The 12,442-nt window shown below is 39.1% G+C and carries 9 protein-coding genes and 1 riboswitch; of the genes, 4 read left to right on the top strand and 5 right to left on the bottom strand.

Going from position 1 to position 12,442, the window contains the following annotated elements; all coding sequences use genetic code 11:
- Positions 1-12: 12 nt before the first annotated feature.
- On the bottom strand, positions 13-1,197 hold the full coding sequence (gene nifS, locus R2R35_RS23685) for a cysteine desulfurase NifS (protein ID WP_317732307.1): 1,185 nt from the start codon (positions 1,195-1,197) through the stop codon (positions 13-15).
- Positions 1,198-1,221: 24 nt separating this feature from the next.
- Positions 1,222-1,701 (bottom strand): RrF2 family transcriptional regulator, encoded by a 480-nt coding sequence (locus R2R35_RS23680; RefSeq protein WP_317732306.1) that lies wholly within the window; start codon positions 1,699-1,701, stop codon positions 1,222-1,224.
- A gap of 177 nt (positions 1,702-1,878) precedes the next feature.
- Between R2R35_RS23680 and R2R35_RS23675 the strand changes: the two genes are divergently transcribed.
- Positions 1,879-3,441 carry a putative polysaccharide biosynthesis protein gene (locus R2R35_RS23675; protein ID WP_317732305.1) on the top strand — a complete coding sequence of 521 codons (1,563 nt, stop codon included), beginning with the start codon at positions 1,879-1,881 and terminating at the stop codon, positions 3,439-3,441.
- 95 nt (positions 3,442-3,536) lie between these two features.
- Here R2R35_RS23675 and R2R35_RS23670 read toward each other — a convergent pair whose 3' ends face one another.
- From R2R35_RS23670 to R2R35_RS23660, 3 genes are all read right to left on the bottom strand, one after another.
- Entirely contained in the window at positions 3,537-5,048 is a 1,512-nt protein-coding gene (locus tag R2R35_RS23670; protein ID WP_317732304.1) for a sensor domain-containing diguanylate cyclase, read from the bottom strand.
- 217 nt (positions 5,049-5,265) lie between these two features.
- Positions 5,266-5,351: riboswitch (cyclic di-GMP riboswitch) on the bottom strand.
- A 269-nt stretch (positions 5,352-5,620) separates the two neighbouring features.
- Positions 5,621-6,256 (bottom strand): GyrI-like domain-containing protein, encoded by a 636-nt coding sequence (locus R2R35_RS23665; protein ID WP_317732303.1) that lies wholly within the window; start codon positions 6,254-6,256, stop codon positions 5,621-5,623.
- A gap of 35 nt (positions 6,257-6,291) precedes the next feature.
- Positions 6,292-7,212: a phosphotransferase enzyme family protein gene (locus R2R35_RS23660; protein WP_317732302.1), complete on the bottom strand. Its 921-nt coding sequence runs from the start codon at positions 7,210-7,212 to the stop codon at positions 6,292-6,294.
- Between the two features lie 291 nt (positions 7,213-7,503).
- Here R2R35_RS23660 and R2R35_RS23655 point away from each other — a divergent pair, with 291 nt between their 5' ends.
- From R2R35_RS23655 to R2R35_RS23645, 3 genes are all read left to right on the top strand, one after another.
- On the top strand, positions 7,504-8,208 hold the full coding sequence (locus R2R35_RS23655; protein WP_442872306.1) for a response regulator transcription factor: 705 nt from the start codon (positions 7,504-7,506) through the stop codon (positions 8,206-8,208).
- Positions 8,209-9,621, top strand: coding sequence for a sensor histidine kinase (locus R2R35_RS23650; protein WP_317732301.1), 1,413 nt, complete (start codon positions 8,209-8,211; stop codon positions 9,619-9,621).
- A gap of 326 nt (positions 9,622-9,947) precedes the next feature.
- Positions 9,948-12,431 carry an ABC transporter permease gene (locus tag R2R35_RS23645; protein WP_317732300.1) on the top strand — a complete coding sequence of 828 codons (2,484 nt, stop codon included), beginning with the start codon at positions 9,948-9,950 and terminating at the stop codon, positions 12,429-12,431.
- Positions 12,432-12,442: the final 11 nt, after the last annotated feature.

Genomic DNA, 12,442 nt, shown 5'->3' with positions numbered 1-12,442 from the left:
CTTATTGATTACTTATCTTGCCATACTTTTAAGAAAATCCTCATACAACGGTGACATCGAACGCAGCTTAGCTACAATTTCCTTAATTGTGTCAACTACATAATCCATCTCTTCTGTTGTATTCTCTTCACAAAGCGTGAGACGTAAGGAACCATGGGCAATTTCATGAGGCAGCCCGATAGCCAATAGAACATGGGAAGGATCCAGTGAACCAGAGGTACAGGCAGAACCGCTGGAAGCACAAATATTCTGCATATCAAGCATGATCAGGAGAGATTCTCCCTCGATAAACTGGAAGGCAAAATTTGCATTGTTGGGAAGTCTGTTTGTCTTATGTCCGTTAAGTCTTACATAAGGCACCTCCTTTAATACTCTTCCAATCAGATAATCCCTTAATTCAATTTCTTTCTTCTGACGCTCTTCTAATGTATTCATGGCAATTTCCACTGCTTTACCAAAACCTACGATACCAGGTACATTTTCAGTTCCTGCACGTCTTTGCCTTTCCTGAGCACCACCGTGAACAAAAGATCTTAGTTTCAGACCTTTCTTTATATATAAGAAGCCAATTCCCTTCGGTCCGTTCAATTTATGTCCGCTGGCGCTGAGCATATCGATATTTAAGTCTTTCACATCCAGCTTCAATTGTCCGAAAGCCTGCACTGCATCTGTATGGAAAAGGACATTGTTTGCTTTTGCAATTTCACCGATTTCCTTTATGGGCTGTATTGTTCCAATTTCATTATTAGCAGCCATAATTGATATCAATATGGTTGTTGGTCTGATTGCTTTTTTGAGTTCCTCCAGCTTAATGACACCATCTTCATCAACATCCAGATAAGTCACTTCAAATCCCTTCTTTTCAAGGGCTTCACAGGTGTGAAGGATTGCATGATGTTCTATTTTAGAAGTTATGATATGATTTCCCTTATCACCATAAGCTTCTGCAGTCGCTTTAATAGCCCAGTTGTCGGCTTCCGTTCCACCGGCAGTAAAGTATATTTCATTGCTTTCCGCATTAAGAGCATTTGATATGATAGTCCTTGCTTCATCCACAGCTTTTTTGTTCTGTGTAGCAAATTCATAAACACTGGAAGGATTACCGAAATACTCCGTAAAATAGGGCAACATAGCCTCTACTACAGCAGGACGAGTTTTCGTTGTCGCTGCATTATCCAAATAAATCTTTTTTTCCATCTGATTTTTCTCCTATTGACATCATTATTGCCCGCATGTAGGCTTTATACGTGGTTCCTTGCCTTCTATAGCTGTGTCATCCGCTATACGCCTGCCCTCATTGATTAATTCAGAGAGGAGCATAGTATCCACCGTATTGTTTATACTATCACTAATACGCATCCAGACGTATTTTGTTACACATAAATTTGCTCCGACACAGGAGTTATTACTGCCTTCCAGCTCTGCACAATCCACAGGATTTAAGTCGCCTTCCAAAGCTCTCAGAATATCTCCTACCGAGATTTCCTCCGGTTTTTTAGCAAGAATATAGCCACCCTGGGCACCACGGATACTGTTGACGATACCCGCCTTTTTCAGCTTGGCAATCAACTGCTCCAGATAACTGATGGAGATACCCTGTCTTTCCGCAACGGAGCTTAAAGCAACTGCTTCTTTTTCTCCATTCAGAGCCAGGTCCACCACCGCTCTCAGCCCATATCTTCCTTTCGTAGATAATTTCATTGAACCACCTCTCTATTAACAGCCAAATCCCTACTATTTTATTTCCGAGTAAAATAGTGTACATTAAAAATATCATAGCATTGGAGATAGCAAAAGTCAATATTCTATTTTCTATTCTTTCTGCCTGTATTACTGAATATATTAATATGAATTAAACAAGTTAAAGGTTATTCATTTATGACAAAAAACAAAAGTAGTCTGATTAAAGGTACCCTTGTTCTTACTTTTGCCAGCTTTCTAACCCGAATTGTGGGGTTTTTCTACCGTATTTTTCTGTCCAACGCCATGGGTGCCGAAGCACTTGGAGTATACCAGCTGGTTTTCCCTATTTATGGTATATGCTTCACAATATTTGCTTCCGGAATTCAGACTGCCATATCTACTCTGGTTGCCAATGAACTTGGTAAGCAAAGATACCCAGGAATTATGAAAATACTGCGAAGAGGCGGATTGTTATCCGTTGGTCTGGCACTTATCCTTTCCTTTTTGACATATCGCTATGCATCTTTTCTGGCAATACATATTCTAAGAGAAGAAAGCACTGCCTCTTCACTTCGAATCCTGGCTATCAGCTTTCCTTTCTGCGCTATAACCTCTTGTATCAATGGGTATTATTACGGACTGAAAAAAGCAGCAATACCGGCCGTCACACAACTGCTAGAGCAGCTTGTCAGAGTATGTGCTGTATACTTCATCGCTGCATCAGCCGGAGGTGGTGATCTTAAGGTAACCTGTGACCTTGCGGTTCTTGGAATCGTATTCGGTGAAATTGCTTCACAGCTCTATAATGTAGGCTCTATGTTCCTTGGCAAGACTTCAAGAAATTTAAGGCATCTATCCTCCTCTTTTGAAGAGATGGCCAAAGGCGGAAATGATTACATGAAGACAAAAGGAGATGGACTTACCACCAGTCTTGTTAAAATGAGCGTCCCTCTGACTGCCAACCGGCTTCTTTTAAGTATTCTCCATAGCATTGAAGCAATCTTGATTCCCTCCATGTTGAAAAAATATGGATTAAGCAACGAAGAAGCCTTAAGTATCTTTGGAATTTTAAACGGAATGTCTGTCCCCTTTATTCTTTTTCCCTCAGCCATTACCAACTCCTTATCGGTATTGCTGTTGCCGACTATATCAGAAGCTCAGTCCTCCGGTAATGATTCCCTTATTAAAAGAACCTCTTCCATCACCATCAAATACAGCCTGCTGATCGGCATTATGAGTACCGCCGTATTCATTACATTCGGCAAAGAGTTAGGGACTTTGGTTTATCACAACACAACAGCGGGTAATTTTCTTGTAATTCTTGCCTGGCTGTGTCCCTTCCTATATATAGCGACCACGCTTACCAGCATCATCAACGGACTCGGACGGGTAAGCCTTACCTTTGCCGGCTCTGTCATTGGACTGGTGGTTCGGATAATCATAATAATATTCGCAGTACCTGTTCAGGGTATCAATGGATATCTTATCAGTCTGCTTATAAGCCAGCTGGTCATGACTCTTATTGGAACCTTTCTTGTAATAAAATACATCCGTCCTCCTTTTCAGGCAACGGATGTTATTGCAAAACCCGGTATAATTATTGCTTTGTGCAGCTATCTGACCTATCAGTTCTATCTGCGCTTACCAACCGCAAGTCAAAGTCTTAAGTCCGTACTGCTCTTATGTATCCTAATGACCTGCGCCAGCCTGCTTCTTATGTATCTTGCGAATGTTATCAAATCAGAAGATTTTCAATAACCATTACATAAATAGCGATAGGATTTGTAAATGACATCTGTTAGCCAGATGATACATCCATAAACTGAATGACATCCGTTATAAGATAACCTCTGTTATCTGAATAACTTATAACTGCCCTTGCCCTCATCCTTTACGGTATATAGAGCTTTATCAGCACAATGGATCAACTCTGTATAAGTGGTGCCATCTTCCGGATACATAGATATTCCGATGCTTCCGGAAACCGTGACCTCCTGCCCATCTACCACATATACCGAACTGAGGGCTTGCAGCAGATTCTTTGCTTTAACAATTACACTATCCTTATTCGATATATTTCCTATGAAGACCAGGAATTCATCTCCACCTATTCGCCCGATAATATCTCCGGCAAATATCCTCTTGATCTTATCAATCAGAAATACCAGAATATTGTCTCCAGCCAAATGACCGTAATTGTCATTTACATGCTTAAAGTCATCAATGTCTATCATCATGAGTATGTGGTTTTGATTGTTTTTTCTTTTCAGAAAATCCTCAATCATTTCTTTTGTCGTAATTTTATTGTACACACCGGTAAGCAGATCTCGTTTGGCTTTATATTCAAGCTTTTGAAGCTCTTTTTTATGCAGATCGATATTTACCACCTTACCAATAACACTGACTGCTTCTTTCTTGTCACCATAAATGGTCTTGCCTCGGATATGGCACCATATGTATTCATTGCCGGCATTCTTGATCCGAAATTCTGCCTCCATCATCTCCTTACCGCTGGGCAATAGACGGGCAAACATTTTTAGATCCTGGTAATCCTCAGGATGAACCATCTCTGACTTATAAATATCAACCTGTGTAAAGTTCTCGATTACAGGATTCCTTCCGTAAACCTCTTTATATTTATCCGCAAATACCATAAGGTCCTTGTCCACTTTGTATTCGAACAATATATCATTGGATATTTCTGCCGCAATACGATATCTTTCCTCTTCCATCAGAAGTTTGTTCTGCATCTCCTTTAATCCGGTTACGTCAACAAAAACAGCTGAAAGGGTCTTATTCCCGTCTTTATCCAATATGAAATTTCCATTTAGAAGAACATTTATGATATTTCTTTTTGCTGTGAACATTCTTATTTCCGTTTGAATATAGGAACCATGAAAGAATTTGTCTATTAGTTCAGTAATCTTTTGCTGATCTTCTTCCTGTACAAAACTCATAAAACAATTGTTATATTTTTTTACTACTTCTGTCTTCTGATAGCCGATTATTTGATAGAACTTGGAATTGGCATAGGTAATCTGATAACCCGGCTCCAGAACAAAATTAATAAAGCCTGCATGGACACTATTGGTTATATGTGCAATCTCCGCAGTGGATTGCTTGATTCTGCCATAGCAGATAAGACTGCCCGCAAAGCTTACAACAAGGGAGAACAATAACAGAAAGTAAAGAAATAAAAGCCCTGACGCCTTTAAAGAGGCATACAGCTCCTCCATATCTTTTACAGCAATAATTAATGCCATAACAAGCCCAGACAATAATGCTATCCCAAGTGATATCCCTACCGTATTGCTTAATTTGGGTATCCCTTTTTGGAGTACATTATCACTATTCAGATTTTTCATACTTCTATACCTCCGTTATGAGCGAAATGAAACCCGTTTCTTTTTAGCAAGCACCATTTCTTAAATTGCTTCCCCTAAGTCAGCATCTAAAAACGGAATTTCCTTGCAGATCAAGGCATATTTTATCTTTGTAAAATCACAAAAACCACCTATGCAATACTTTAAACGCAAAAAAAGCCCGTATTTATAACGAGCTTAGACCGCAAAATATCATATTTAGTGCAACTGGCTGTCATATCTGCTAACAGATTTAGACCCTAAGCTTTGCGTCCCTATCTTTCGATAAGTTTGCCCTTATAAAATATAGGCTAATTGTACTATATTTCACATATTTTTGCAATTCAAATTATATACCAAAATACACCATAATTCTGCTGTTATTATATAATTAATAGCAAACAAAAGTTTAGCCAAACGGAAGGATACAATTTCTTCTAAATGACTCAGTATTTTCTTAAAAAGTCAATATTTTCCGTAAGACCAGCGTATTGAGCAATTGAATTATGAACTTTTTCGACTTTTTAGAAAGTTTTTCTACAAAATCGACGGGTCTTTTATCCCAGAACGGTCTTTTACCGGTCCTTTTTGATCGGATGACGAATGACTGTTTTTCGTTTCTCAGGAGAACATTTGCGAAAATCACTTAAGTAAATCTCATGATGATACCTTGTATCCGTTATATCATTCAGATAGCCTTCAGCCTTAATGAATTCATCCATCACTTCAACCGTTGCCGGTTCCTCATCAAATGGCCCCACATGCATACATTGTACACATAAACCCTCGTCATACTGCAGGAACTCGACTTTAGAGAAATCCTCTTTCTTCTTTCTTGACGCTTCCTTTAATGCCCATTCAAAATCCTCTTTTCCAATAAACTCCGGAAGACGAACAATTGATATCCAGTGAAATCTATCTTTTTGGGTATAGTCCATTCCCTTTATGCCTTCCAGCCACCAAAATCCCTCCAGAGGCGGTACCACATATTCAAAAAAACCCTGAATTTTATAGCTTGTCTTATAACTCATTTTTAAGGTATAAGCAATTCCATATAAAAGATTGATAGCTCTCTTATACTCTCCTTCTTCAGCATTGGGATCACCGCTTCCTCTGACTGCAAGAAAGTTCATAGGTGGAACTTCAACGATTTCCGGTTTCTTAGAGGGCAGATAAAATTCTTTATATTCTTTTTTGTAATCAAATGCCATACAGCAACACCTCGTTTTTGTTTCATTATAAATCCTTACATAATGTCAGAGTCAAGAGCTTTCTCTCTTATTTTATTGGCGTTTCTCTTTATAAAATAAAAAAGCTGAACTGAATCCTCTGCCAGTCTGTCCTCCTTTACAGAAAGAAAGTAAGCTGTAAATAAAAGCTCAATACTTTCCATAACGGTATTAAGGTACGTCTTTTCTACTTCTTCTAAAGGTATTGACTCTTCATACCCTCTTATTACCCATGCAACCAGATCAAACCACTTTTCTCTATCTGCTCCGTAATGATTTTCATCACAGAGAAGTCCCAAAAGAAAATATGCGATATCAAATATACGGATATTCTTCTGGCTCAGGTCAAAATCTATATAACCGGTAAATTCACCCTGTTCAAACAAGAAGTTCCCAAAATGTACATCCCTGTGGATGAGCTGCCTTGGCAACTCCTCATAAATGGCCCCCAAGTTATTGACTGTTTCCTCATAAGCTTCACTTCCAATATATTTCCAGTCAGCTTTCCTTAAGGTTTCCGGTATCCAACCTTTCATCTCAAATAGAAGGCTGTTATCCCAAAAATCCAGAAACGCTTCCAATTCCCTCAGAGCAATATGAAGCTTTCCTATTACTTTACCCATCCGGCCATATATCTGCTCAGGCTCTTCCCTTAAGTTTACAATGCTGCTGCCCGGCAACTTCCGTGTCAACAGATAATATACGCCCTCTCTCTCCAGATAGTTCTCCCCTTCTTTTAGAGGAACTATTTCCGCTACAGGCATTCCATGCTCTTTTAAAGCTCCCAGCAACACAATACTACGTTCTAATTCTTCCTGCTTATTATAGCACTTGATGATGTAGCTATCTGAAACATCCCAGGAATTGTTGTTTATCCAAGTGAGATTTCCTTCGATATTCCAATTTTTTAATAGTTCTTTTATTTTTAGATTTGTCATTTAACTTACCTGCCCTTTCTTTTCTTTACATCACAGAGAGGTTGAGCCAATTTATGATCTCTTTCTCTCCATAATCATATTTTATCACAAGACAGACAAATAAATTGCTAATCAATAATTCAAAAAATACTTAAGGTACAGAGGTCATCTTTATTGATATTATAGGTATGACCGTATATAATTGTTTTAACCACATAAATATCCATATTTTTCTTTACTGTTTATGAGCTGCTACCCTAAGAAATATTCCGCAACGATAAAGAAAAGAAAAACAGAAGGCAGGTGATAAGAATAAATAGTAAAATTTTATTGGTAGATGATGATAAGGACATTGTCGAGCTAATACAGGAAGTATTACAGCGAGATGGTTTTACAAATATACAGACAGCAGCTACGGGGTTAGAGGCATTACAGGTTTGCCGGGAATTCCAACCTGACGCTGTAGTATTGGATATAATGCTCCCAGACCTTGATGGCTTGGAGGTATGCAAAAAAATCAGAGAATTTTCCTATTGCTCCATCCTGTTTCTATCTTCTAAAAATGATGATATTGATAAAATTCTCGGTCTTTCCTGTGGTGGTGATGATTACATAACCAAACCCTTCAGCCCCAGGGAAGTTGTTTTTCGTATCAAAGCACAGCTACGCCGCCAACAGTACCATACTATACCCAGTATTATAGGCCGTGAAATCCTGACGGTCGGCCCTCTTTCTCTTGACAGGGAAAGCTGCAGGGTATATAAGGAGGGACTGGAAATTAGTCTGACTGGACGTGAATATTTGCTATTAGCTTATTTGATGGAAAATACAGATAAAGTCATCAGTAAAGAACGCTTGTATGAACAGGTCTGGGGGGAATGCAGCAGCATTTGTGACAATACCATAATGGTTCATATCCGACATATACGTGAAAAGATTGAAGATGCTCCTTCAAACCCGCAACAGCTTGTTACGATAAAAGGATTGGGTTATAAGCTGAAGAAAAGGATCGAATAGATGAGAAAATCCGGATACCGCACAATTTATCATATTTACCTTATTTTCTTCTTATCCCTGCTTGGGGTGCTTATCACAGCCATTGTTCTTTTTTATTCATTGGTTACCACAAAAACATCAAAAGGTTCCATTGTAAAAAGTGATTGGCCGATATCCTTTACAGAAGATTTCCGGTCACAAATAATTTTTGTGGATGATACCGCTAAGGTCAAGCAAAGCGGAATTGAACTATTATATGAAAACGACATTGGCCTGCAGATTTTAGCACCTTCGGGTGTTGAGATTTTTAATTATCAAAAGCCTGAACAGGCTGAGGATAGTTATTCCAACGCCGAGCTCTTGTATCTTTCCCAAACAGGACAAATAAAAGGCAGCGAAACCACTTCCTTTATCGGTACGATTAACCATCTGATGAATGACTATTTTTACATTCTCCATTTCCCTATGAAAATCACAAAAGTAACCATGCATTTAAACGGAGAGAAATTTACCGGCGGGAAAACAATCGTCCTGCTCATTGTGGGAATACTATTTACCGTTGTTCTGTTATCAGGAATTGCTTATGGATTCTGGACAGTGCAAACCATGACCCGCTTGACAGGGTCCATCAGAGAAATCGCAGCACGAAGCTATCATCCACTTCCGATAGGCGGTGCTTTTAGAGACCTCTATAACAGCCTTGACACTTTGGATAAAGAAATTAAAGCAAGTGACCGACTTCGGGAGCAGACAGAAAAAATCCGCGAAGAATGGATTACAAATATTACCCATGATCTAAAAACACCACTATCTCCTATTAAAGGTTATGCTGAAATACTACAGGACAATGATACCAAAACAAAGGAACAGCTTGAACGGTATGCACGGGTTATATTAAAAAATGCTGCCTATATGGAAGCTCTGATTAACGATTTGAAATTGACCTATCAATTGGAAAATGACATGCTTCCTCTGAATCGGCAGGAAGATAATTTAATTCGCTTTTTAAAAGAATTGGTCATAGATATTTTAAACAATCCAGAATTTGAAAACCGTACTATTCATTTTCAGACTGCCGCAGATAAGATTATATATTCTTTTGACCATATGCTTTTGTCAAGAGCATTTCATAATTTAATCATCAATGCATTTGTTCATGGTGATGAAAATACCGAGATTCTCTTGTTGGTTTTGGTTTCCGATACCTCAATTCAGATTGATGTGTCTGACAATGGTAAGGGTATGACCGGGGAAGAAACCGCTTTACTCTTCCAGCGTTATTATCGCGGAACCAATACAGAGCATAAGCCGGAAGGAACAGGTTTGGGACTTGCCATTACCAAAAGCATCGTCGAGCTTCACGGAGGTACAATTTCCGTATCCAGCATACCGGGTGTTGGGACCAACTTCTCAATACACTTCTCGTTAAATTAAGGTTAATTAAGGTTGCCTGAAAAAAAGATTAAGGTTGACAGTATATCATGTAATTATGATAACTGCCAACCTTTTTTATGTATTACGAAGAAAGTGTGTTCTATTTCATAAAAAGTCCCTGCCAGGCGTTAATCACATGACATACCACAGGAGGATTGTCACTTTCGTAGCAGCATGACACAGCTCTGGAATCTGACAAGGCAGGCTCTTGGTTCTATGTCTGGAGGTGAGAATAAAAAAACATATTCATTTCATAACAAATACCATATATCAAAAAATTGGAGAAGGCTTAGCCTAAACAGTCTCCACCAGAAAGCAGGTGTTTTTTGAAAATAATAATAAAATATATTTTAACAAATCTAAAAGAACATAAACCTAGGACAGTCGTAATGCTGCTATCGATAGTCCTTTCCACCACATTGCTGTTTGTATCTTTTTCCATTAGTTCCTCCTACGAAAATGCACAACGTAAAATGGCACAGGGTATGGCCGGAAAAGCTACGGTTTCTATTACTGCAGCGGGTAATAAGAGCATCCTTGATATCAGTATAATACCCGATATACCGTCTATCGGAGAATGTGTCGGTGTACTCTCAGAGCGTTCCTTATATCATGAAAACGGATATTATGAAACGGTTGATCTGATAGCTGCCGACCTCTCCCAGCTTAATCAAATCAACAAACCTCGTTTGTTAAATGGCGGTGAAATCCATGACTTCACTGGTAATAAAGTCATTCTGCCGGAAAGATTTACTTCAAAATATGGAATTGAACAAGGCGATACCATTACTTTGCAAATAGGTGGAATCCCTGTCAGTCTTAAGGTTGCAGAAATTGCAGCTTATGATACTGTCTTTTTAAGGCATACAAGAGGTGCAACAGCCCTCATACCCCTGCCTACTTTGTCCAAACTTTTAAAGCAAACGGAGAGGTACAGTGAAATTTTAGTAAGCCCTGCCAAAGAGGTTTCAACAAGCCTTTTGATAAATGAGCTGAAGAAGTCACTTCCTGAAGGCGATTATCAGGTAACCCAAATTGTTAATGAAGTACAAATTACAGCCGATGCAAGGCAAAAATCCATGCCCTTCTTCCTTATCAGCTTTTTTTCCCTGACAATCAGCGTCTTTATTATTTATAGTAGTTACAAGGTGATTACCTTAGACCGTTTACCAGTAATCGGTACCTTTCGCAGCATTGGAGCGACAAAAACAACAGTTACCCGTATTCTTATTCTGGAAAGCCTGCTATATGGCAGCATAGGCGGTTTAATTGGTATTCCGGCAGGTGTTTTTGTGTTGAAGTTGATTTTACAGGGTATGGGACAGACGATGTCACAAGGCATCAAAATTCCTGTTGTTATTTCACCTTTAAGTATCCTGATTTCTGTAGCGGTAGCTGTTGTGGCCTCTCTGTTAAGTGCGTGGCTTCCGGTACGGCGGGCAAGCCGTCTGCCAATTAAGGATGTCTTGCTTGGAACTGTAGAGGAAAAACATATTCCGCACAACTTTATCCTTGGAACCGGTCTTGTCCTGTTTCTGTTTTCTATCATTCTTCCGAAGATGGTTTCAGGCAAGATGTTGTATCTGGCAGGTGGTTTATCCTTGTTGGGACTGCTATTCTCCACAATACTAGTCATCCCTCTCATAACCAATCTAATTTCTAAAGGGCTGGAATTCTTATATGGCCTTCTATTTAAAAATGAAGGCAGACTCGCCGCCCGGAATATACAGGATAATAAAAATATTACCCAGAACATTACATTACTTTTTATCAGCATTTCAGCAGTCATAGCAATCAGCACCGTAGGTAGTTTTGTTACCACCTATATCAGTGACGTATTCAATGGTGCAGAATTACAAGGCTTTGCTGACGGAGAAATGGATATGAATTTTGTAGAACAGGTTAAAAGCATGGATGGAATTCAAAAGGTACTGCCACTTTTTGTGTTTAAAAATGAGGTTAAAGGGAATGGTGTTACATTTTCACGGCTGGAAGCAACAGACAATCTGGAATGGTATAACTCATTGCTGGCACTCAACTATACGAAAAGCAGTATGCAGGAACAGTCTGTTTCTGCCTTTCAGAAGAAGCGGTCGTTAATATTAAGCGAAAGCTGTCTGGAAAGAACAGGCTTTTCTGTTGGAGATACACTTACCCTTTCAAAAAGCGCTGAAACTGCCCCTTATGTTATTGTCGGCAGTTTCAAATCAAGGGCAACAGACGTAGAAGCAATCATTCCTTCTGCATATGCAATGTCTGATTTCAATAGGACCACCTATGGTTTCTTAGGCTATACTGCCGCTGACCCGGATGCAATCATGGTACAGATCCGTGATTTATTTGGTGACAGATGGAATTGGAGCCGCACAGTGGAGGAATTTAACACAGATGCCCTTTCCACTGTTGGCGCTTTTTTACAGCCCATGCATAGTATGACCTACTTTATTTTGCTATTGGCAACAGTAGGTGTTATCAATAATCTACTGATTAATTATATGCAAAAACGCCGAGCAATCGCCATGTATAAAGCTGTTGGATTAAGCAATCGCCAGAATGTAAAAATGACATTGATTGAGGGTTTTTCTTCGGGACTAATCGGTGCAGTAATAGCCTTATTTGTCTCATACCTGGAAATTAAAACGATTTTTCTGGTTGCCGGACCCAAAATCTCAATGGTGCCAAAACTTAGTATAAAAATATTTCTACTGTCCGGCGCAGCAGGAATACTGATTACCCTGTTAGGTTCTGTTGTTCCAATTTTTAAAACCCGCCGTATGAATCTGATAGAAGAAATTAAATTTGATGCATAGAGAAGGAGAAA

The sequence above is a fragment of the Anaerocolumna sp. AGMB13020 genome (genome assembly GCF_033100115.1).
Lineage (GTDB): Bacteria > Bacillota > Clostridia > Lachnospirales > Lachnospiraceae > Anaerocolumna.
The sequence above is the reverse complement of the archived record's forward strand: the minus strand, read 5'-3'. Positions and strand labels throughout refer to the sequence as shown.

Excerpts from the sequence above, each read along its gene's own strand:
- R2R35_RS23660 (WP_317732302.1), bottom strand. The coding sequence starts at position 7,212 with ATGACAAATCTAAAAATAAAAGAACTATTAAAAAATTGGAATATCGAA.
- R2R35_RS23675 (WP_317732305.1), top strand. The coding sequence starts at position 1,879 with ATGACAAAAAACAAAAGTAGTCTGATTAAAGGTACCCTTGTTCTTACT.
- R2R35_RS23680 (WP_317732306.1), bottom strand. The coding sequence starts at position 1,701 with ATGAAATTATCTACGAAAGGAAGATATGGGCTGAGAGCGGTGGTGGAC.
- R2R35_RS23670 (WP_317732304.1), bottom strand. The coding sequence starts at position 5,048 with ATGAAAAATCTGAATAGTGATAATGTACTCCAAAAAGGGATACCCAAA.
- R2R35_RS23650 (WP_317732301.1), top strand. The coding sequence starts at position 8,209 with ATGAGAAAATCCGGATACCGCACAATTTATCATATTTACCTTATTTTC.
- nifS (WP_317732307.1), bottom strand. The coding sequence starts at position 1,197 with ATGGAAAAAAAGATTTATTTGGATAATGCAGCGACAACGAAAACTCGT.
- R2R35_RS23665 (WP_317732303.1), bottom strand. The coding sequence starts at position 6,256 with ATGGCATTTGATTACAAAAAAGAATATAAAGAATTTTATCTGCCCTCT.